This window comes from Polyangium sp. y55x31 (genome assembly GCF_029946505.1).
Classification (GTDB): domain Bacteria; phylum Myxococcota_A; class Polyangia; order Polyangiales; family Polyangiaceae; genus Polyangium.
This window is the reverse complement of the sequence record NZ_JARZHG010000009.1, coordinates 76341-97206: the sequence shown is the minus strand read 5'-3', so window position 1 is coordinate 97206 and position 20866 is coordinate 76341. Positions and strand designations below refer to the sequence as shown.

Sequence of the window (20866 nt, the reverse complement as noted above, 5' to 3'; positions counted from 1 at the left end):
ACGTGCGAGGAGGTGACGGGACGGTACGGGAGGCTCGTGCGGCTGCTTCCGCCACGAGCGTGACGTTCGTCGGGACCGCGTAGAGAAGATGATCCGCGTCGCGGCGACGCGTATGCTCGCATCGGTGCGGGCAAACTGGACCTCGTCGTCGTCGGACCACGGTCTTCGCCAACCGCCTTCTGGATGAGAGTCGGTCAGGTCCTCGCGCAGCGATTCCGCATCGACGCCCAGGTCGGGGGCGGCGGCATGGGGCAGGTCTATCGCGCCTTCGACCTCTCCACGGGCGAGGTCGTGGCCGCGAAGATCCTGAACGACACGTCGCCCGAGACCGTGGCGCGTTTCGAGCGGGAAGGACGGGCCCTCGCGCGGCTCTCGCACCCCGGCATCGTCCGCTACGTGGCGTACGACGTGATGCCGGACGGTCAGCCATTCCTGGTGATGGAGTGGCTCGAAGGCGAGGATCTCGCGCACAAACTCGCGCGCTCGCACCTCACGGTCCCCGAGACGATCACGCTCGCGACACGCGTGGCCGAGGCGCTCGGCGCCGCGCACGCGCAGGGCATCGTCCACCGCGACCTCAAGCCAGGCAATGTCTTCCTCGTTGGAGGTCGAATCGAGTCGCCGAAGATCCTCGATTTCGGGATCGCGTTTTTCGGCGGAAGCGCCCGCATCACCGCGACCGGCACGATGATGGGCACGCCGAGCTACATCGCGCCCGAGCAGGCGCGCAGCGGCGGCGTGGTCGCCGCCTCGGCCGACGTGTTTTCCCTCGGATGCCTGCTCTTCGAGTGCCTCTCGGGCCGGCCGCCGTTCCAGGGGGATCACTTCGTCGCGGTGCTCGCGAAGGTCATCTTCGAGGAGGCGCCGAGGCTCTTCGAGCTCGGCGTCGTCGTGCCCCCGTGGCTCGATGACCTCGTCGCGCGCATGCTCTCGAAGGAGCCCACGCGAAGGCCACGCGACGGCGCCGCGCTCGCCCGCGCCCTCGAAGCCGAATCGCTCGGCGACGACGGCCTCGACGACATGCCGCCGCGCTCGCTCGGCAAGCGCGAGCGGCGCTTCCTCGGCGTCGTGCTGCTCGGCCCGCCCGCGTCCGCGCCGCCGATCACCTCGACCTCGAAGACGCTCGCGGTCTCCACGCCCGACACGATGCGCTCGGTGGTCACGCGGTTCGGCGCGCACCTCGAGCTGCTCGCGGACGGCACGGCCGTCGTGATCCTCGACCACACGAGCGTGCCCACGGACATCGCGGCGCAGGTCGCCCGGTGCGCGCTCGCGCTGCGCGAGTTTTTTCCGGGCGTGCCCATCGCGGTCACCACCGGCTGGTGCGAGCTCGGTCGCGGCCTGCCGGTCGGCGAGGCGATCGAGCGGGCGATCTGGCTCTTGCACATGGAGGGCCCCGTCCCCGGGCCACGCGTCGCGATCGACGAGACCACGGCGGGCCTGCTCGACAGCCGCTTCGACTTCGTCGAGCTCGCGCCCGGCGGCTGCGAGTTACGCGGCGAGCGTGTCTCGGCCGAGGCCTTCCGCCCCCTGCTCGGCAAGCTCACGCCGTGCGTGGGGCGCGAGCACGAGCTCACCTTGCTCGAGCAGAGCTTCGCGAACGCCGAGAGCGAACCCGCGGCGCTCGCCGTGGTGGTCACCGGCTCGGCTGGCATCGGCAAATCGCGCCTCGTCCACGAGTTCATCGAGCGTCGCAAGCGCGCGGCCGCGCCCGTCGAGATCCTGTGGGGGCGAGGGGACCTCCAGCGGGCCGGCTCCACGTTCGGCCTGCTCGCCGACGTGCTCTGGCGCGCGGCCGAGGTGAAGGGCGGCGAGCCGATCGAGGTGCGTCGCGAGCGCCTCGCCGCATTCGTCGCGCGGTACGTCCCCGAGCGTGATCTGCGCCGCGTGACCGAGTTCCTCGGCGAGCTCTCGGGCATCCCGTTCCCCGATGAGGACAGCCTCCCGCTCCGCGCCGCGCGCCAGGATCCCGAGCTCTGCGGCGAGCAGATACGACGCGCATTTCGTGATTTCCTGCGCGCCCTTTGCGCCGAGCGCCTCGCGCTCATCGTCGTCGAGGACGTGCACTGGGGCGATCGCGCCTCCGTCTCCGCGCTCGAAGCGGCGCTGCGCGAGCTCGCGGACGAACCCATCTTGCTCGTCGCGACCGCGCGCCCCGAGGTCGAGCAAGTCTTCCCGCAGCTCTGGGTCGAGTGTGGCCGCCAAGAGATCCGGCTGAAGCACCTCTCCGTGAAGGCGAGCGCCCGCCTCGCGCGCAAGGTGCTCGGCGAGGCCGCGGACGCTCCGCTCATCGAGCGGCTCGTGGCCCTCTCCGAGGGGCACCCGTTTTTCCTGGAAGAGCTCGTCCGGGCCGCGTCCGAGGGATCGCTCGGCGAAGCTTTGCCCGAGACGATCGTGGCCATGGTGCAGACGCGCCTCGAGCGGCTCGAGCCTCGCGCGCGCCGGGCTTTGCGCGCGGCGAGCATCCTCGGCGAGGTCTTCTGGCGCGGCGCCGTCGTGCACATGGTCGGTGAGGGGGATCCGAGCAGCGATCCGCTCGCCGCGCTCGTCTCCGGCGAGATTTGCCTCAAGCATCGGGAGAGCCGTTTTCCCGCGGACGACGAGTACGCCTTCCGCCATGCGCTCCTCCGCGAGGGCGCGTATGCGCTCCTCACGGACGACGATCGGGAGCTCGGCCATAGGCTCGCCGGCGAATGGCTCGAACGCGCGGGCGAGACCGATCCGCTGATCCTCGCGAACCACTTCGAGCGCGGCGGCCTGCTCGATCGGGCCGGCACCATGTACATCCGCGGCGCGGAGCAAGCGAGCGCGCGGCGCAATTACCAGGACGCCGAGCGTTACTTCGCCCGCGCCGACGAGCTGCTCTCCGGTTTGCCCGCGGTCGCGCGGCGCGCGCGTGGCCTCGCGCGGTTCCGTCGGGGTCAGCACGAGGAGGCGGTCACCGAGCTCGCGGCCGCGCGGGCCCAGGCCGAGGCGACGGGGGATCGCCTCCTCGCGGTCGAGCTCGTGCTCGACGAGGCCATGGTCTGCGACTGGATGGGCGACATGAAGCGCGCCGAGGAGCGCGTCCTCGCTGCGCAGGCGCAGTATGTCGAAGGCTCCTCGCCGCTCGTCGACGCGCGCCTCTTGCTCGGGCTCGGGCGCTCCTCGCACCGCGCCGATCGCAAGGAAGAGGCCGCTCGGGCGCTTTCGGCCGCGGCGGAGAAGGCGGCGCGGCTCGGGGAGGCGGGCTACGAGACGCGGACGATTGCGCTCCTTCTGCTGGGGTTCATCCTGCCGGGCCTCGGGCGGCTCGACGAGGCGGCCGCGGCGCTCGACGAGGTGATCGACGCTTGCGAGGAGCGCAGCGATCTTCTCCATCTCGGCGCCGCGCTCAGCCCGCGCGCGCTCCTGCGTGGCTACCGCGGCGATCGCCAAGGCATGGTCTCCGATCTCGAAAGGACCATCGAGCTCGGGCGGGAGCTCGGGTTGCCCTTGGTCGAGCTCGTGGGGCATTACAATCTCGGTGAATATCTTTACCTGATGGACGACCTCCCGGCGGCCGAGCCCTACATTGGTTCGGCTGCGGCCTTGGTCCAGCGGCCGAACATCGGGGCGCAACCTGCGGTCGTGGAGCTCCTCCAGGCTCGTGTCGCCGTCTACCGCGGCGATGAGGCGAGCGCTGCGGCGATGGTCCGGGCCATTCGCGTGGCGCAGGTCGAGGCGCGGGCGCAGGGGACCGAGATTCTCGCGCCTTCCGAGGAGGTCCTTTGCTCGATGGTCGAGCTTGCCACGACCGACGCGTCGGACGCGTGCTGGGACGAGCTCGAAGAGCGATCGGCGCGTTGCTCGGTGGGTCAGGAGCGGATCGAGGTCCTCGAGGCGCGGGCGCTCACGGCGTTACGCCGGGGCCACCGCGACGAGGCTGCGCGGCAGCTCGCGGTCGCGCTCGACGTGGCCTCGCGGGTCCCGAACGTCATGACGTATCGGCTCCGGCGCGCGCTTGCAGCGGCGCAGGGTTGACGGCGAGCTCCCTTCCGTTTCGTAGGGGCTGCATCCGGTTTTGACTGTATGCAATGCGTCGTGATCGTGCGCCGACGCACCACTCCTATCGCTGACGCGCGGGCCTTGCGCATGTTGAGCAATTTCGGCACAGCCATTTTCGCCATTTTTGTGCTTGCTTCGTTCTGCGAGCGCATATAGACATAATGGAATGTCCGGAAACCCTGCATCTTTCGGTTCTGTCGGTTTCTTGCTGCAGGAGCGGAGGTCAATCATGCGTGTTCTCGGTCGTGCGGCTCGGCTCGTGGTCGTGGCGGCGGCTCTCACGGGGTGCACTGCAGAAGTGGGCCCGGAGGTGGAGGACGCGGTGGGGGAGGCGGCGAGCGAGGTCCAGGTCGTGAATGCGCTCAGCCTGAATGCGCTCAGCCTGAATGCGCTCAGCCTGAATGCGCTCAGCCTGAATGCGCTCAGTGTGAATGCGCTCGACCCGAGTATGTACGCGGCGATCCGGGAGCCCGGGCTGAACGGCGACCTCACGCGCGAGTTCGTCAAATACACGGTCAACTGTGCGCTCGTCGCGGGGCAGACGTTCGATTTCACCTGGGCCGACGAGCAAAACGTCGAGCACGAGGAATCCTACCCCGGCATGCTCGGCCTCGCCCCGGACTGGCACACGGGCCCGCTCGATCTGACGGGCCAGCGCATGGTGAGCGGCTGCCTCGCGGGGCTCACGAACTACTATGGCACGCACGTCACCGTCTCGATGCGCTCGCCCGAGGCGCCTTTGAAGGTCGTCGACCCGAACGAGCTCACGACCTATCCGAACATCGAGGGCGCGTTCTGGGGCAACCTCTGGGGCGAGACGCCCGTCATCCACGCCTGCTACAACGCCGACACGATCGCGAACTCCCGGGCCCATTTCCGCGACTGCGCCGCGGGCCACCTGAACCCCGACAATTCCGTCGTGGAGTGCGGCATCATCGACATCGTGGGCCCGTGCAGCGAGGTCTGCGTGCCGGTGAACCCCGAGACGGGCGCGTACCCGTCCTGCATCGTGAACCCGGGGCAGGATTCCTCCATGACCGAGCACGTCATCACGACCGCGCTGCCCTGAACGGGCCCCTCCCGTCCCCGCATACCCCTTCCTCCCTGCGTGGCCGACGTGATGCTCGGCCGCGCAACGCGTTGCGCTCCTACTTCATCCAAGCACGAACCCGTCGGCGATCCGACCCACGCGTGTTTTTCCGTGTGTCGTTCAAGGCGCCGGCGGACGTCCGGAAGAGGAGGAATGTATGCGTATCGGGCTTTGGATGATGGGACTATCGGGGATTTTCTTATTCGGCTGCGCGGAAAACGGACTCGACTTTACCGAGGATGTCCTCGAAGTGGGGGACGCGCTCGTGGAGGGCAACAAACTGTCCTCGAACGCGCTCGCGCTGAACTCCCTCGCGCTGAACGGGATCGCCCTGAACGGGCTCGCCCTCAACGCGATGGATCCGCGGTCGCTCGCGGCGATCCAGGATCCGACGGACCGGGGCGCGCTGGCCCGCGCGTTCGTCCGGTATGCCACCGGTTGCGCCCTCACCCCCTCGCAGAGCTTTTCGTTCACCTGGACGGACGCGACGAGCGTCGTGCACCACGAGACCTATCCGGGCGAGCTCGGCGTCGCCCCGGCCTGGGCCACGGGGCCGCTCGATCTCAATGGCCAGCGCATGGTGAGCGCCTGCGTGGCCGCCCGCGTCAATTATTACGAGGTGCCGGTGCTGCTCTCGCTCCGGTCGGTGGAGTATTCGCTGCGGCTCCTCTCCGGATCCCAGGAGCTCATCGATTTTCCGCACGTCGAGGGCGCGTTCTGGGGCAACCTCTGGGGCGTGTCGCCGGTCATCTATGCCTGCTACAACAGCGCGACCGTCGCGAATTCCCGGGCGTGGAGCCGGGACTGCGCCACGGGCCACGTGCGCGACGATGGCACGATCGAGGAGTGCGGCATGATCGACGTCGTCGGCCCGTGTAGCACCGTGTGCGCGTCCTTGAATGGCGGCGGTCAGTATTACCCATTCTGCGTGGAGAAACCCTACTCCGCCGGAAACGCCAATACGAAGCTCGTGGTCACGACCGCGCTGCCCTGACTCCCGTTTCGACCGGGACACCTCCCGCCCGCGGTGTACGACCAAGCCGCGCAACGCCTTCGAGCGAAAGCTCATCGGAGCCGTACCCCCCGCGGACCAACCGCCCCGGGGAGAATGCCGTTCCTTGGAGGTGCACATGCGAGCTTGGCCGTTGTTGCTGTTGCTCTTGGCACTGACTCCTGGTTGTGTTGCTTACAACGACGAGACTTCCGATGACGTCATGGAGGCCGAGGTCGCGCTGGTGCAGGGAAACCATCTGTCGTCGAACGCGCTCGCGCTCAATTCGCTGGCGTTGAACGGGATCGCCCTGAACGGGATCGCGCTGAACACCCTCGATCCCGCTGCGCTCGGGGTGATCGAGGATCCGGGATCCAAGGGCACCCTCGCCCGCGCTTTCCTCAAATATGCCATTGGCTGCGCCTTCACCACCGCGCAGAGTTTTTCCTTCTCGTGGACCGACGCGTCGAACGTGGTCCACGACGAGATGTATCGGGGCGAGCTCGGCCTCGCGCCCGGCTGGGCCACGGGTCCGCTCAATACCCAGGGCCAGTACATGGTGAGCGCCTGCCTGGCGGCCCGCGTCAACTATTACGAGGTGCCCGTCACCATTTCGATGCGTTCGCTCACCGAGCCCTTGAAGACCCTCACAGGGAGCCCGGAGCTCGCCGCGTATCCGGATGTCGAAGGCGCATTCTGGGGCAACCTGTGGGCGCCCACGCCGTTCCTTCACGCCTGCTACAACAGCAATACCGTGTCGAACTCGCGATCCTGGAAGCGCGATTGCGCCGTGGGGCACCTCGGCGCCGGCGGGACCGTCGAGGAGTGCGGGATGATCGACATCGTCGGCCCCTGCGCGAACGTCTGCCAGAACTTGAACGGCGCGGGCCAGTATTATCCGTCCTGCATCGAACGGCCCGGCCAGAGCTCGGCGACGACGAAGTTCGTGATCACCACTGGATTGCCCTGATACCACCCGGAAAGTGCAGTCCCCTTCCCATGACGCCCTCCGTTCCAGGCGGCTCCACACCATTACGATTCGACCCGGTCGGATATCGATTGTCGTTTCCTTTCCGATGGTCCCTGGACGCGGGAAATCCTAGGGTTACGCTTCCCCTCGTGCGGCCGGGAGAAGTGCTCGGTGGGCGCTTCCGCGTCGAGGCGCGTGTCAATGCAGGGGGGATGGGCGAAATCTTTCGCGCCACCGACCTCGTGACCGGTCACGTCGTCGCCGCGAAGATCCTCGTCGCCGTTTCTCCCGAAAGCCTCTCGCGCTTCCGTCGCGAGGCGCAGATTCTCGAGCGCCTCTCGCATCCGGGCATCGTCCGCTACGTCGCCTACGACACGTCCTCGGCGTCGAGCCCGCTGCTCGTGATGGAATGGCTCGAAGGCGAGGACCTCGGGCGCAGGCTCGCCCGCGGGCCGCTCTCGCTCCGCGAGGCCGTCACGCTCGGCCATCGCCTCGCCGAGGCCCTCGCCGTCGCGCACGACGCCGGCATCGTGCACCGTGATCTCAAGCCGCAGAACGTCTTCCTCGTGAACGGATCCGTCGCGGAGCCGCGCATCCTCGACTTTGGCATCGCCCATTGCGGCGAGGCCTCGCGCATCACGCAGACCGGCACCGTCATCGGCACGCCGAGCTACATGGCGCCCGAGCAGGTCCGCAGCGGCAGCATCGTCAAGGCGAGCGCCGACGTCTTCTCGCTCGGCTGCCTGATGTTCGAGTGCATCACCGGGGCGCCGCCCTTCCGCGCCGATCACACGATCGCCGTCCTCGCGAAGATCATCTTCGAGGATGCGCCGCGCCTCAGCGAGCGCGCGCCCTCCGTGCCGTCGTGGCTCGACAGCCTCATCGCCCGCATGCTCGCGAAGGATCCGCTCGGGAGGCCGCAGGACGGCGCGGCCGCGGCGATCGCGCTCGCCGCCGAGAAGGACCTCGAGCCCCCGAGCTCGGAGGCGCCGCGCTCGTCCGCGCCCCGATCGACGCTCGGCGAGGGCGAGCGGAGGTTCCTCGGCGTCGTGCTCCGCGGCCGCCGCGAAGCCGCGCTCGGCGCGCTCGGCCCGACGACCACGCTCGCCTGCGCCTCGCCGACGGACGACCTCGGCGCGATCGCCGAGCGCTTCGGCGGGCACCTCGAGGTCTTCGCGGACGGCACCGCGGCCGTCGTCATCGATCGGACGCGCGTGCCCACCGACGTCGCCGCCCACGTCGCCCGCTGCGCGCTCGCGCTCTGGGAGCGCGCGCCCGGGGCCGCCATGGCCGTCGCCGCGGGCTTCGGCGAGCGCGCGCGTGGCGTGCCCGTCGGCGAGGCCATCGACCGCGCCGCGCGGCTCCTCCACGCGCGGAGCCGCGAGGCGCGTATCGCCCTCGACGAGACCACGGCGGGCCTGCTCGACGCGCGCTTCGACGTCGAGGCCCTCGAAGGCGGCGGCTTCGCGCTCCTCGGCGAGCGCGCGAGCTTCGAGGTCTCGCGGCCCCTGCTCGGCAAGGCCACGCCTTGTGTCGGCCGTGAGCACGAGCTCGGCCTCTTCGACCTCACCTTCGGCGCGTGCAAGAGCGAGCCGGCCGCGCGTGTCGTCGTCGTCTCCGGCCCCGCGGGCATCGGCAAATCGCGCTTGCTCCACGAATTCGTCGAGCGCCAGCGGGCCAGCGTCGAGCCCGCCGAGATCTGGTTCGGCCGCGGCGACCCTTTGCGTGTTGCGTCGAGCTTCGGCCTGCTCGCCGAGGTCCTGCGCGGCGCCTCGGGCATCCGCGGCGGCGAGCCCCTCGCGCGCCGCCGCGAGCTCTTCTACGCCCGCGTCACGCGTCGTGTCCCCGAGCGGGATCGCCGTCGCGTCGCGAACTTCCTCGGCGAGCTCGCGGGCGTGCCATTCCCGGACGACGAAGACTTGCCGCTCCGCGCCGCGCGCCAGGACCCCGAGCTTTGCGGCGAGCAGATGCAGCGCGCCCTCCGCGATTTCTTGCGCGCCGAGTGCGCGGACAAACCCTTGGTCCTCCTCCTCGAAGACGTGCACTGGGGCGACCGCGCTTCGCTGCTCGCGCTCGACGCCGCGCTCGAGGGCCTCGCGTTCGAGCCGATCTTCCTCCTCGCGTCGGCGCGCCCCGAGATCGACGAGCTCTTCCCCGGCCTCTGGTCGAGCCGCGGCCGTCAGGACGTCCGCCTCCGGCAGCTCTCGCCGCGCGCTTGTGTGCGCCTCGTCCGCCACGCGCTCGGCGAGCTCCGCGCCGGGCTCGAAGAGCGCCTCGTCGCGTCCTCCGAGGGGCACCCGTTTTTCCTGGAAGAGCTCATCCGCGCCGAGGCCGAGGGCCGCGGCGGCACCCCGCCTGGGACGGTCGTGGCGATGGTGCAATCACGCCTCGAACGATTGGACCCGAGCACGCGCCGCACCTTGCGCGCCGCGAGCATCCTCGGCGAGGTCTTCTGGCGCGGCGCCGTCGCGCGTCTCGCGGGCGCCGCCGACGAGTCCGTCGCGCGCGACCTCGCGGCCCTCGTCACGCACGAAATCGTCACGCGCGAGCGCGAGAGCCGCATTCCGGGCGAACCTCAATATGCGTTCCGGCAGGCGCTCTGGCGCGAGGGCGCGTATGCGATGCTCACGGACGAGGATCGCGCGCTCGGCCACCACCTCGCGGCCGAATGGCTGGAGGAGAAGGGCGAGGCCGACGCGCTCGTCCTGGCGGAACATTTCGAGCGCGGGGGCGTGGCGGTGCGGGCGGCCTCGTTTTACCTGGCCTCGGCCGAGCAATCGGCGGCCCGCAAGGATTACCTCGACGCCGAGCGATGTTATGGCAAGGCCGAGGCGCTCTGGGGCGAGCTGCCGACGCTCGCGCAGCGCGGCCGCGGCCTCTCGCGTTTTCGCCTGGGCCGCTTTCACGACGCGCTGAGCGAGCTCGCGCGGGCGCGCGAGGGCGCGGCGCGGCGCGGGGAGGCGTCGATCATCGTGGAGCTTTACCTCGACGAGGCCATGGTGCTCGACTGGATGGGCGAATATCGCGAGGCCGAGCGCCGCGTGCTCGCCGCGCGTGTCGAGGACGAGGCCCTCTCGTCGCGCTCGCCGCTCCTCGAAGCGCGCCTCTTGCTCGGCGTCGGCCGTTCGGCCGTGCGGGCCGAGCGCGAGGAGGAGGCCGCGGTCGAGCTCTCGCGCGCGGCCGATCTCGCGAGCCGCCTCGGCGACGAGGGATACGAGACGTACGTCATTGCGCATCTCCTCCTCGGATACCTATTGCCCTTGCTCGGCCGGGTCGACGAGGCCGCGGCGTTGCTCGACGAGGTCATTCGCCGTTGCGAGGAGCGCGGCGACCTTTTGCACCTCGGCGCCGCGTGGAACACCCGCGCCATGGTCCGGGCTCTTCGTGGCGATCGCGAGGGCATGATCCGGGACTTCGAGCGTACGAGTGAGCTCGGCCGCGAGCTCGGCCAGCCGACGATGGAGCTCGCGGGTCATTACAACCTCGCCGAGCACCTGTACTGGATGGACGACGTCGAGGCCGCCGAGCCCATGATTCGCGCGGCGCTCGCCGTCGCGGCGCGGCGGGCCGGCTGCGTACGTCCGGCCATGCTCGCCCTGCTCGACGCGCGGATCGCCCTCGTTCGCGGCGACGCGCGGACGGCGCGCGCCATTGCCTCGGCATTACGCGGCGGCGCGGCCGAGATGTCGCCCTCGGAGGACGTGCTTTGCGCGATGATCGAGCTCGCGACGGGGGACGACGCGGGCGGCCTCGCGGACATCGAATCGGCGTGGGAGGCGCTCGAAGCCCGCTCGGCCCGCGCGAGCGTGGGGCAGGAGCACCTCGAGGTGCTGGAGGCGCGGGCAATGCATGCATGTCGCCTCGGCCAGCGCGAGCGGGCGATGCGTCAGCTCGACAAGGCTCTGGCAGCGGCGTCGCGGATTCCGAACGTGATGGGCGAGCGATTGCGGCGGAGACGGGATGAGCTCACGTGCCTCGGCGCGGCTTGATTCAGCCCTCCGGCTTTGGCTCCTTGGCTTTTTCTTTCGTGGCGGCGGCCTTGTTGGCCGGCCCATACTGGTAGTCCATCAATGGCGCGACGGGACCGAGCACCTCGGCCCCATTCTGCACGCGGTCTGCCCTGCGCTTGGCCTGCGCGGCGTTCTCGGCGAGGATCGTGGCGATCTCGTGCCGCGTCGTCTGGCGCGTCTCGTGGAGCAGCTCCGTGAGCTTTTGCGAGGCGGGCAGGAGCTCGCCGATCCGCTGATCCCGGGCGAAAGCAGCCGCGAGCCGGTCCTTGTCTTTCTCGTTGAGCCCTGCGCGGTCGGCGTCTTCGGGCTTCAGGCCGAGGATATTCTTGACGGCGGCCTCGAATCCGTCGCGTAGCTTCGTGAGCTTTTGAATCTGCTCCGGCGTGATGTCCGTTACCTTGATATCACTTGCGTCGATGATGAGGTCGCCCACCTCGGGGTTCTTTGGGGTACCCATGACCGCCTCCCTTTCCGTTTTGCGGCGCTCGGCCGTTTGGGATTGACGATCGCACAACGCGGGTGGACGTCCGTACGTTCCAAGCCGAGGGCGGTATCCTCGGAGGCTCGGGCGAGATGCCTGGGGAGGGTCGGCGGAGCCGTCGCGAGGAGGGCCCGTGATTCCGCGTCTGGGCGGCTCAGGGGGGTGGGACGGCGGATGGCCCTGGAGGGCATCCGGATAGCCTTGGAGGGTCGGTCGAGGGGCTTGGGGACCCGTGAGACATGCTCCAGGGCCATTGGCGAGCCTTGGAGGCCGCGGGGATAGCCTTGGAGGGTCGTGGCCGACCGTTGGAGGGTACTCCGGTGGCGCGGGGGCCCTGGGCGATGGGCTCCACGAATGCGCGGATGCTCTTCGGAGGTGGGCCTTTGGGCTTTGTGGGTCGGGGGTTCTGGTCGGGCATAGTTGGCCCGGTGGGGGATGGTCTGGCAAGGGGGATCACGTGTGCGCGTGGGCGACGCGTGGGCGCGCCGGAGGGCCGTGGGGCCGCGGCGGACAGGGGATGTGTATGCAGCGGGTCGTGGTCGGGGTCTTGGTGGTGTGGGGGGTTCTGTTTGGGGTGGGGTGTGAGAAGGAGTGTAAGAACCCGGCGCGCACCTGGGACCGAGTGAAGGGTCAAGCCAACGAGATCCGGGGGCCTGCGGTGCAGTGCAACATCGTTGAGGTGTGCGATTTTGGCCACGGCCGCCCTATCAAGCGGATCCCGCTGTCTTCACTCTTGGATCCCCAGATCGTCGACCGGGGGAGCGCAAGCGACAACAGGGACTCCTGCATAAGCAAGGCGCGTGATAAGAAGGACATCACCTGGAACCCCGACTGCAAGCTCGAGGCTTCGCCGGAGCTGATCTGCCTCGACGCGCCCAGCCCATCGAACGGGCCGGATTTTACCGGCTCCACGGGTGGGACGTTCGTCACGGTGGGGGTGGGGGCCGGCAGCGGCGACTACTGGTTCGACGAGCAGGGCGCCGGTGGCGCGGGCAGCGTATGGGCCGACCCCGGAGCCGGGGGCCAGGGCGGGATCTGAGGGGACCGAGGAACACACGCTCGCGTTGCTGGACCCGGTGGTGTAAAGTTCCGGCCGCGCGAGCGACGAAGGAGATCAGTACATGAGACGTCATGGCGCAGCGCTCATCGTCATCATTGCCGTCGCCTTCCTGAGCCTAGGCTCGGGCTCGCGCGCGGACGACTGGCACGAGCCGAGCCCGGAGTCTTGCAAGACGGAGCTCGGGTTCGTGTTCGACTGGTGTGGGAGTCGAGCGCACTGGCCGTGCAACTACGTCGAGGAAGGGGTCTTCGACGCTTGTCAGGCCGGCTGTGTGATGTACTTCTGCCCTGAGCAAATCACATGCACCGAGCTCGACCCGATGTGGTGTGGGACGCCCTGCGAGGATCCGAGCGGCGCCAGGTTTTGGCGCGATCTCGTTGTCGCCCGGGAGCGCTGCGATCCTCTGTTCTGGCCTGATAACGACGAGAGCGAATGGGAGGGCGACAGTGTCTACCACTGGCGCGACTGCCAGGACGCGGTGAGAAAAGAACGATGCCCGGCGCATCGCACGTGGCGGGAACGGTACGCGCAGTGGGCGAAGGAAAACAACCAAGACCCCGTCTTTCCTGTGCCGCCTCTCTCGACTCAGTAGCGCGCCCACCCACCGCTACTGGCGTCTCTGTCCACTGCGAACCGTTTGCGTCCCCCACCCGTTTGTCCCGACCCTCCCGACCCCTCCTCCCCACCCGCCCGGGCCGGGAACAAGTTTTTCCGGGTACGTCCCCTTTTCCTCTTGCCTTCCGCCCCCTCCTCGGGCAAACCATTTCTCAGGAGGACGGGCCCACGCTCCGCGCACCTGCGACTCGCGAGCACCCACCCGGTAGCACCGGGAGACGGGACCGAGTAAAACCCCAAAAAAACAAATTGTGCGGACCTCGTGGGAGTGCGGTCCTCCGCCTTTTAGGCCATCGTGCCTCGTTCGTCCCGGGATCCCGGGACGAACTTTTTTTGTGGATCGGGTTGCCTCGTCGGCGACAACCCCGGTAGGCTTGCGGCATGCGCAAGGTAGTCGGGTTTATGTTGGTGATCGCGGCGGGGTGGGGGGCGGCGTTGGTCGGTCTTTCGTGCGGTTTGGACAACGACCCCGGCGGCGATTGCCCTCCGGAGGTTCCGAACCGGTGTTGCCCTTGTCCCTTTCCAGAGGCGTGCTCTGATCCGGACCGTCCGTGGATCTACACGCCGAAACCCATCCCGTGGGACTGCCCGAATGCCTGCGATGGTCCGCCCCCGCTCCCCCCGAAGTGCTCGGATGGGGGAACGGATGGAGGGACGTCGTCGCTTTGCCCGGGTGGCGGGGCTTGCGTGGACGAGGCCCCGGAAGACTGGATGCTCGGCGCCTTCTTCTCGGACTGGCGCGAGCCGCCGCCCTGTCCGGACGATACGCCGATCGTAGCGTTCGAGGGGACCCCCGCGCCTCCTCCTCTTCCATGTGGCGAGTGCTCGTGCGACGAGCCCGAAGGGACGTGCAGGTTCCCGGAGATGTGGACGGTCAGCTCCACTGCCTGCGACGATCCGGGTGGTGGTGTCAAGACAAACTTCGACCCGCCGACAAACTGGGACGGCACCTGCAATCAGGACAAGGCGATCCCCTCCGCCACGCTCTGCGGCGGCGTGCCGTGCGTCCGGTCGATCACCATCTCGCCTCCGGTGATCGAGGAGCAGCCCTGCAAGGCACATACAAAAGGAGATCCGGAGCAGGAGATCCCCAAGTACTGGAACGGTGGACCGGAAACACCCCTCGGCCGGGTGTGCACCCGCGCCGAGCCCTGGCCTGGTTGCCCCGGGCAGAGCGGGAAGGTCTGCGGGCCGGCGGGGGACGACTACTCCTTTTGTATCTACCGAGAGGGGGAGCATCTGTGCCCCGAGGGGTGGGGCGGGGAGAGGCATGTTCTCTACGGAGTGGTGAAGGACGAGCGCGAGTGCTCGGCTTGTACCTGCGGCCCGCCGACGGGCGGGATGTGTGCAGTGCTGTGGTCGGTCTTCGGTGCGCCTGCCTGCACGGACTACCAGGCGGGTGCGCAAATCACCGCGGGGATGGTCGCCCCATGCACCGATCTGATGCCCGGCACGCAGCTCAGCGGGAAGACAGCCGAGCTCCTCAACCATACGAAGGGCACCTGCACACCGAGCGGCGGTGAACCCGTCGGCGAACTGACCCTTGACAAACCCATGACGGTATGTTGCGCGGCTGCCACGTCATGACTCGCTAGAACGCGACCACGAGGGAGGTCGAGACGCTGAGGGCGAGCGGGATCGGGTCCGAAAGGGGTAGCTCCTTCACCCGCAGCGTTTGTGGGACGACGAACCCGAGTGTGTCTACATCCGACCGCCACGTGAGCCGGCCCCATACGGGGATCTCGGCAGCGACGCGCCCGCCCACGCCAAGCAAGGGGGAGGCGTACGGCTTTGCATACGGACGGTTCGTCCCACTCCCCAGCAGCACGCCCCCCGCCAAAAGCCCACACGTCAGAAACCGCCCGAACCGATAACACCCCGCCGCCGTCCCCAGGTACGTCTCCACGTCCACCGACGTTGGCCCGTCCTGCGGGTTCGCCGTCATCCATGGCCACGCCGTGACATCCAGCTCCACGGTCCACCGCGGTGACACGTTCCACCCCGCCGAGACCCGCGGCGCGAGAAACGGCTCTGGCGCCACGTTCAGGAAGGCCCCAACCCCCACGCCCACGAAGAACCGCTTCGGAAGCGGAGGCGGAGACGGCCGCGGCTGCGGAGGCGGTTGCGGCTGCGGCGGTGGCTGCGGCGGCGAAGGCGGACAGGGAGGCGGCTGCGGCGGCGGCGGAAGCGGCTCGAACGCGCCGAGCAGCTTCGCCGCGTCGAATGCCGTCGCGTAGAGCACCTCGAAGCACTCCGTCGCCGGCTCGTAGCTCCGATGCACCTCCACCGCGACGTCCCCGGCCTCGTCGACGATCGTCACGTCGGCGAGCTTGGCCGCGTCGGATGCGCGCCGGATGCGCACGACGAGCGTCCGCGCGGCCGGCGGGTCGAACGTGGACACGGACACCCAGTTCGTGAGGATCGCCATGAAGACGAGCGGCCGGTCGCAGAGGGGCAACGCGTGATCCACCCTGAAATCCAGGCGATGCCGCGGGACGTCCGCGTGCGCCCGCGTCCCCGGGAAGAGCGTCCCGAAGGCGAAGCACGCGGCGGCGAGGCGCCGCCTGGCCCCGGGACCGGACCCGCCCGGGACGTTCGTCGAGGCGCGTGTCGATTTTTCTGAACAACAGGGCCGCTCGCGACCTTTACATGCATGAGGTCTGCTTTTGCGCGCGAGGACGAACCGATGGACGGACCGGACGAGGACACGGAACCACCCAAGAGCGGCGAGCCCATGGCTCGGCCGTTCGATCTCACGGTCTCCGCCTATCGGGAGCTCGTCGAGCGAATGATGGCGCACGTGCATCGGATCGGGCTCGGGGCGCATGTGCATGGGATCGACGTCGTGCATGATGCATTCGTGACCGCATTGTGCAAGCCCATTGCGGAGCGGCCGAGCACGTGCGAATGGCATGAGTTTGTCGCGTGGATGTGCAAGCTCGCTCAATATGAGGCCATGACGAACCTCAAACCCAAGCGCCGTCGGACATACGATTCTCTCGCGCCATTGGGCGATCCCGGCGAGCGGATCGCCCGACCGCGCGATGACGAGCACGACGCCGCGGTGCGAATGGCCTATCACGCGCTGCCGGCCGACATGCGGGATATCGTCGGCGCACACGCGGTCGAAGGAAAATCCATACGGGAGATCGCCGCCGAGACGAAGCTGGCCCCGACCACCGTCTTCGTCCGCTATTCTCGTGGCATCGATCTCCTCCACGCGAGGCTCGAATCCCCCGAGGAGGTGCATTCGCGTGGTATCGGCCGGCGTTTCGTCGCCTTCCCGGTTCTGCTCCTCGTCGTGGCCACGCGCTCGGCCGCGGCGGCCGTCACCTCCGCATTCGTGCGGCTCCGCGCGGCCCTCGCGCGGTCCCCGATGCGCGCCATGGGCAGCGTCGCCGTGGGCGTGGCGCTCGGCATATGGCCGTCCGGGGGGACACCGCAGGCCATGCCAAACGAGACCAAGCCAGGTCACGCCGGGTTGGCGGGCGTCGTCCTGCGGAACGATCGCCGAATGGTTTTCCCGGTTCAGGACAGCGAAACACGCACGGAGGACACCGCGCGACGGACACGCCCCCACGCCGCCCTGAGCCCGCCGCTCGCGCCACCTCGGCGCGACCACGCCCGTCCCTTCGATTGGATGGCTGCCAATGCTACGAGGCGCGGGGAGGTGAGCGCGACGGGCGCAAAGTAGGTGCGTTCATCGCCGCGCCACCACGCCTCCGAGCATCATCGCATGCATCGCCGCATGCAATCGTCCCACCTCGCCCCGCTCTTCCATGAAGATCCACGGCGGCGTGAAGCTCTTGTAAGCCCGGAGCAAGACCCGCGCTGCGAGATCCGCGTCGGCCACGTCGAGCTCGCCGGCCTCCGTCCCTTGCCGGAGCAGGTCCGCGAGCAACGCCCGTTCTTCCTGGTAAAACCGCTCGGACGCGCTCTTCACCGCGGCGCTCCCGCAATGGAAGAAGTCGCACGCGTGCGCGCCGCCGTCTGCCTGCGTGAAGTACGCTCGCAGCCGCGCGTCGAGCGCGCCCACGAGCCGCTCGCCGAACGAGCGCCCGTCCGCCGCCGCCGCCGCCCGCATCGCCTCGAGCACGACCTCGTAGCGCGAGCGCGACAGCTCCTCGACGATCGCCTCCTTCGACGGGAATTCGAGGTACACCGTACCCACGCCGACGCCTGCTTCCCGCGCCACGTCCGCCACCGTGGTCTTTTGCGGCCCGTAATGCCGGAGCAAGCGATCGGCGGCCTGGAGGATCTGCTCGCGGCGCGCGGTGTCGTTCATGAAGCTTCCCTCGAACCGTGAACGAGTTTGCCACAGGTTCACGTCGAAGGGATCCCCCCATCGTCACGGCCCTGCTCGGGGCCGTGTGTCGGGGTCACTCGGTGGGCGCGGTGCGCGGGGCCATCGGGCCGGGGGATTTTCGAGGCGCGGCGCGCAGATCCGCGGGCGCCGTGGGGTCCTTCGTCGCGCCGGTCGGGGTCGTCGCGGGGGCCTGGGCCGCGGCCGTGGTCGTGCCCGTGGGCTTCGAGGCCGCCGACGCGGCGGGATCGGGGGGCAGGTCGGCGGCGGACATGGCCGGCACGGGCAGCGGGCCGAGGTCGACCTTGGGCGGGCTCGCGGGCACGACGTCCATGGCCTTTGGGGCCGTGACCGGCTCGGCCGAGGCCGCGGGCGAGGGCGAAGGCGCGCCGTCCTCGCAGCCGAGGGCGAACGGCGCGAGGCCGAGGGCGAGCGCGGCGAGGGCGAGCGACGTCAGCTTGTGGGTCATGCGTTCCGGCTTAACAGAACGGCGGCGCGGCGTCACCGGCGCGCGGTTTGCAGCCCCGGACGGCGGGGGAGAGCCATGATGCGTGGGGCGCTTTGCGGGGGATTGCTCCTGCTCGGCGGGTGCGTGGTCGTGGTGCGGGAGAACGTGCCGCCCGTGGACCTGTCCATCGTCCGTCAGTTCCAGCAGGGTATGCTGAAGTTGTCCCGGCCCCCCGATATTTACGTCGCCCCCGAGCGCTTCGCCCAGCGCCTCAGGGACTTCAGCATCAACCTGCGTCGCACGCTCGTCGGCTCGATGCCGCCGGGCGATGGGGACATGGAGCTCTTGCTCCGGCTCTTCGCGCTCACCTTGGAAGAAGTGCCCGAGAGCGAGCGGGTGGGCGCGAGCGTCGCGGCCGAGGAGATGTACGCGGCGGCCGCGTCGATGCGAGGTCCGTGGCTGCCGGGCTCGCCGCCTTCGCGCAGGGAATTCGTGCACGGGCTCTCCGTCGGCGTGGAGACGCTCCTCGCGCTCGCGGAGGGCCCGTACGGCGGCGCGACGAGCGACCTCGACGATCGCACGGCCGAGCTCGCATCGAGCTACCAGGCGGCGATGGAGCAGCCGCAGCCGATTCGGTACGAGGTGGCGCTCGAGGTCTTGCGGCGCTCGCTGTTCGTGCTGAAGGCGATCGAGGACCGCGTGAGCGCGCCGGCGCCCTGAAAGGCCATTCGTTCAGCGTGGATGCGCGGCCGCGTGTGTGGCCTCGAGGGCGCGCCGCTGGGTGTGCAGCCAGGCGAGCGCGGTCGCTTGGTCGTCGAAGAACTCACAAGGAAACGATAGGTTCGGCGCGAGCACTCTCGTCGCGCGCATGACCATTTCGGTGACCACGCGCAGAGCGAAATTGGCGCCCACGAAGGCGAGGGCGTCGTACGCCGGCACCATGCGGGGCCCCGCCATTCGCACGCGCCGCGGCACCGCTGTCACGGCCGACAGGTCCGTCACCGCGAAGAGCCGTCCTTCCCGCTCCTTCACGGCCCGGAACGTATCGGTGATGGCGAGGACCTCGTCGGTGTGGATGTTCGAGGTGAACGCCACGATGACCACGTCGGGCGCCACGAATTTGACGCAATGGTCACCGAATCGGAGGACCGTGGGCGGGGAGGCGGGCGACATGGAAACATGCTTGTATCGCGCGTCGCCTCGATCCTTCAAGCGGCGTGGTTCGAGAAAGCGACGCGTGGCTGCGATTGCATCCAGGCGAGCGCTTCCTCCTTGCGATCGAAGAATGCGTGAGGGGCGCCTTCCGTACGGTTTGTGTTCAAAAGGACCCGCTCGATCGGCGCGGGGCGGAGGGGGCGGCGCGGAGCCAGGTGAGCGCTTCCTCCTTGCGGCTGAAAAAGCCGTGGGGATACGCGGGCACGTCGGGCCGGAGGATTCGCACGGCGGCGATGATCATGTCGATGGCGACGCGCACGCCGAACCGCGCGCCGACGAAGGCCAGGGCCGCGGTCGTGCTTTCGGTGTTGCGGCTGCGGATGGTCTCCCGCACGCCCCGGGGCACGTTCGTCACCTGGGTGATGTCCATCAGGACCTTGAGCGGGCCTCGACGGGACCCCGTTTGCCACATCAAGTCGAGGATGCGGCCTGCCTGGTTCCCATCGAGCGGAGAGCCGAAATCGACCAGGAGCATGTTGGGCGGCAGGATGGTCACGAGGTGCGGGCCCACGGCAATGCGTTCCGGCGAATCGTTTTCCATGCGCAGAACGAACCGTACCAGCGTTCTTCGCGGCGTCTAGCGTCGAATTCGCGCGGTGATTCTGCAAAGGATACACGATTGCCAGGGCGGACCACGCGCGCGAATTTCGTGCTCAAAGCGTCCCCTTGAACGTGAATCCACCCACGATGTACGGCACCGTGGCGGCGACCTCCTGGCCCGTTCGATAAGGGTTCCGGATCCACCAGCTCACGTTCAGAAAAATGCCGGGCGCATTGAAACGTTTGGGCCCGTTGTGCTCGGGGAATTGCCATCCGACGAGCGGACCCGCGAACTCGATCGGCGTGATCTGATCGGCCCGCGCCTCCTCCCCGGCGACGACCTCGGCCGGGAAAAACGTGTGGTACACCCCGTGTCGCGCGCCCGCCATGAGGCCGAACGAGGTCACGAACAGCAGATCCGTCTCGTTCGAGACCATCCAGCCGTCGTCTTTCGCGAGCATGCCGAACGGGAGATCGAAATAGAACCGGTCGCCGGGCGTGATCGTGAAATCGGTGTGGATGAACTGCGTGTCCGATACGAGAAGGAACGGCCCGGCCTTGGCCTGCAAGATCACGTCGGCCGTGAAGATGCCGCCGGTCGTCGGATAGGCGAGCCCCTGCTTTCCGCGCTCGACCTGCCGCACGTCGCCGAAATCCTCGGAGACGTTCTTGAACGATTGAATCGTGTCGTACGTCCCGAAGAGGGCCATTCCCTCGTAGGCGAACAAGAATTGCAGAAAGGCGAGCGGCTGCACGTCGAGGCGCAGCCCTCCGCGGACGTACGCCGGCGTGATCGTGGTGACCGCGTTGATGCCGATGTACGTGCGCTGGAGGAGGATGCTGTCCTGCGGACCGAGCAGCGGGCGCTGGTAGCCGACGCGGAAGAACGTCGAGAGCCCGAGCGGATTGTAACGCACCGCGGTCGTGCTCCGGTAGACAAACCCTTTGTGCACGTACGGTTGTTCGTCCTTGGGAGCATCCTCTTTTGGCGCCGGATCGTTCGGGGCCGGATGTTTCGGGGGATCGCCTGCGAAGGCGGGGGGCGCGAAGAGGAGCGCCCCCGAGAGGATCCACGCCCGCGCGCGGCTGCGCGGGCCGGTCTTCGGCAACATGAGGC

General features: G+C 68.8%; 17 protein-coding genes. 10 read left to right on the top strand and 7 right to left on the bottom strand.

Annotation, left to right across the window (positions count from 1 at the left end):
• The first annotated feature begins 183 nt into the window (after window positions 1-183).
• The 5 genes from QHF84_RS18315 (at window position 184) to QHF84_RS18295 (ending at window position 11066) form a co-directional block, all read left to right on the top strand.
• The gene (locus QHF84_RS18315) at window positions 184-4002 is read left to right on the top strand and encodes a serine/threonine-protein kinase (RefSeq protein ID WP_281314614.1); all 3819 of its coding nucleotides are present in this window, start codon (window positions 184-186) and stop codon (window positions 4000-4002) included.
• A 253-nt stretch (window positions 4003-4255) separates the two neighbouring features.
• Window positions 4256-5095 carry a hypothetical protein gene (locus QHF84_RS18310; protein WP_281314613.1) on the top strand — a complete coding sequence of 280 codons (840 nt, stop codon included), beginning with the start codon at window positions 4256-4258 and terminating at the stop codon, window positions 5093-5095.
• 178 nt (window positions 5096-5273) lie between these two features.
• Window positions 5274-6110, top strand: a complete 837-nt coding sequence (locus tag QHF84_RS18305; protein WP_281314612.1) for a hypothetical protein — start codon at window positions 5274-5276, stop codon at window positions 6108-6110.
• A 220-nt stretch (window positions 6111-6330) separates the two neighbouring features.
• Window positions 6331-7077, top strand: a complete 747-nt coding sequence (locus QHF84_RS18300; protein WP_281314611.1) for a hypothetical protein — start codon at window positions 6331-6333, stop codon at window positions 7075-7077.
• A 149-nt stretch (window positions 7078-7226) separates the two neighbouring features.
• Complete coding sequence (locus QHF84_RS18295) at window positions 7227-11066, top strand: serine/threonine-protein kinase (protein WP_281314610.1); 3840 nt, start codon at window positions 7227-7229, stop codon at window positions 11064-11066.
• 1 nt (window position 11067) lies between these two features.
• On the opposite strand, the gene QHF84_RS18290 is transcribed toward QHF84_RS18295, so the two are convergent.
• Window positions 11068-11544 carry a hypothetical protein gene (locus tag QHF84_RS18290; RefSeq protein ID WP_281314609.1) on the bottom strand — a complete coding sequence of 159 codons (477 nt, stop codon included), beginning with the start codon at window positions 11542-11544 and terminating at the stop codon, window positions 11068-11070.
• 547 nt (window positions 11545-12091) lie between these two features.
• On the opposite strand from QHF84_RS18290, the gene QHF84_RS18285 reads away from it, so the two are divergent.
• The 3 genes from QHF84_RS18285 (at window position 12092) to QHF84_RS18275 (ending at window position 14830) form a co-directional block, all read left to right on the top strand.
• Entirely contained in the window at window positions 12092-12607 is a 516-nt protein-coding gene (locus tag QHF84_RS18285) for a hypothetical protein (protein ID WP_281314608.1), read from the top strand.
• 82 nt (window positions 12608-12689) lie between these two features.
• Window positions 12690-13220, top strand: a complete 531-nt coding sequence (locus QHF84_RS18280; protein ID WP_281314607.1) for a hypothetical protein — start codon at window positions 12690-12692, stop codon at window positions 13218-13220.
• 710 nt (window positions 13221-13930) lie between these two features.
• Window positions 13931-14830, top strand: coding sequence for a hypothetical protein (locus tag QHF84_RS18275; protein ID WP_281314606.1), 900 nt, complete (start codon window positions 13931-13933; stop codon window positions 14828-14830).
• Window positions 14831-14834: 4 nt separating this feature from the next.
• Here QHF84_RS18275 and QHF84_RS18270 read toward each other — a convergent pair whose 3' ends face one another.
• The gene (locus tag QHF84_RS18270) at window positions 14835-15713 is read right to left on the bottom strand and encodes a hypothetical protein (protein ID WP_281314605.1); all 879 of its coding nucleotides are present in this window, start codon (window positions 15711-15713) and stop codon (window positions 14835-14837) included.
• 216 nt (window positions 15714-15929) lie between these two features.
• Between QHF84_RS18270 and QHF84_RS18265 the strand changes: the two genes are divergently transcribed.
• On the top strand, window positions 15930-16937 hold the full coding sequence (locus QHF84_RS18265) for a sigma-70 family RNA polymerase sigma factor (RefSeq protein WP_281314604.1): 1008 nt from the start codon (window positions 15930-15932) through the stop codon (window positions 16935-16937).
• Window positions 16938-16943: 6 nt separating this feature from the next.
• Here the strand turns inward: QHF84_RS18265 and QHF84_RS18260 are convergent, their stop codons facing one another.
• Together QHF84_RS18260 and QHF84_RS18255 are read right to left on the bottom strand one after the other, a co-directional pair.
• Entirely contained in the window at window positions 16944-17528 is a 585-nt protein-coding gene (locus tag QHF84_RS18260) for a TetR/AcrR family transcriptional regulator (RefSeq protein ID WP_281314603.1), read from the bottom strand.
• Between the two features lie 94 nt (window positions 17529-17622).
• Window positions 17623-18015, bottom strand: coding sequence for a hypothetical protein (locus QHF84_RS18255; RefSeq protein ID WP_281314602.1), 393 nt, complete (start codon window positions 18013-18015; stop codon window positions 17623-17625).
• Between the two features lie 75 nt (window positions 18016-18090).
• Here QHF84_RS18255 and QHF84_RS18250 point away from each other — a divergent pair, with 75 nt between their 5' ends.
• Complete coding sequence (locus QHF84_RS18250; RefSeq protein WP_281314601.1) at window positions 18091-18714, top strand: hypothetical protein; 624 nt, start codon at window positions 18091-18093, stop codon at window positions 18712-18714.
• Window positions 18715-18726: 12 nt separating this feature from the next.
• On the opposite strand, the gene QHF84_RS18245 is transcribed toward QHF84_RS18250, so the two are convergent.
• From QHF84_RS18245 to QHF84_RS18235, 3 genes are all read right to left on the bottom strand, one after another.
• Window positions 18727-19167, bottom strand: a complete 441-nt coding sequence (locus tag QHF84_RS18245; RefSeq protein WP_281314600.1) for an STAS/SEC14 domain-containing protein — start codon at window positions 19165-19167, stop codon at window positions 18727-18729.
• Window positions 19168-19312: 145 nt separating this feature from the next.
• On the bottom strand, window positions 19313-19750 hold the full coding sequence (locus tag QHF84_RS18240; protein ID WP_281314599.1) for a hypothetical protein: 438 nt from the start codon (window positions 19748-19750) through the stop codon (window positions 19313-19315).
• A gap of 112 nt (window positions 19751-19862) precedes the next feature.
• The gene (locus QHF84_RS18235; protein WP_281314598.1) at window positions 19863-20861 is read right to left on the bottom strand and encodes a hypothetical protein; all 999 of its coding nucleotides are present in this window, start codon (window positions 20859-20861) and stop codon (window positions 19863-19865) included.
• Between the last annotated feature and the right edge of the window lie 5 nt (window positions 20862-20866).

Bases quoted from the DNA above. Each gene is read 5' to 3' on its own strand.
- QHF84_RS18285 (WP_281314608.1), top strand. From the start codon at position 12,092: ATGCAGCGGGTCGTGGTCGGGGTCTTGGTGGTGTGGGGGGTTCTGTTT.
- QHF84_RS18315 (WP_281314614.1), top strand. From the start codon at position 184: ATGAGAGTCGGTCAGGTCCTCGCGCAGCGATTCCGCATCGACGCCCAG.
- QHF84_RS18255 (WP_281314602.1), bottom strand. From the start codon at position 18,015: ATGACCCACAAGCTGACGTCGCTCGCCCTCGCCGCGCTCGCCCTCGGC.
- QHF84_RS18245 (WP_281314600.1), bottom strand. From the start codon at position 19,167: ATGTCGCCCGCCTCCCCGCCCACGGTCCTCCGATTCGGTGACCATTGC.
- QHF84_RS18290 (WP_281314609.1), bottom strand. From the start codon at position 11,544: ATGGGTACCCCAAAGAACCCCGAGGTGGGCGACCTCATCATCGACGCA.
- QHF84_RS18280 (WP_281314607.1), top strand. From the start codon at position 12,690: ATGAGACGTCATGGCGCAGCGCTCATCGTCATCATTGCCGTCGCCTTC.
- QHF84_RS18235 (WP_281314598.1), bottom strand. From the start codon at position 20,861: ATGTTGCCGAAGACCGGCCCGCGCAGCCGCGCGCGGGCGTGGATCCTC.
- QHF84_RS18305 (WP_281314612.1), top strand. From the start codon at position 5,274: ATGCGTATCGGGCTTTGGATGATGGGACTATCGGGGATTTTCTTATTC.
- QHF84_RS18250 (WP_281314601.1), top strand. From the start codon at position 18,091: ATGATGCGTGGGGCGCTTTGCGGGGGATTGCTCCTGCTCGGCGGGTGC.
- QHF84_RS18260 (WP_281314603.1), bottom strand. From the start codon at position 17,528: ATGAACGACACCGCGCGCCGCGAGCAGATCCTCCAGGCCGCCGATCGC.
- QHF84_RS18240 (WP_281314599.1), bottom strand. From the start codon at position 19,750: ATGGAAAACGATTCGCCGGAACGCATTGCCGTGGGCCCGCACCTCGTG.
- QHF84_RS18300 (WP_281314611.1), top strand. From the start codon at position 6,331: ATGGAGGCCGAGGTCGCGCTGGTGCAGGGAAACCATCTGTCGTCGAAC.
- QHF84_RS18310 (WP_281314613.1), top strand. From the start codon at position 4,256: ATGCGTGTTCTCGGTCGTGCGGCTCGGCTCGTGGTCGTGGCGGCGGCT.
- QHF84_RS18265 (WP_281314604.1), top strand. From the start codon at position 15,930: ATGGACGGACCGGACGAGGACACGGAACCACCCAAGAGCGGCGAGCCC.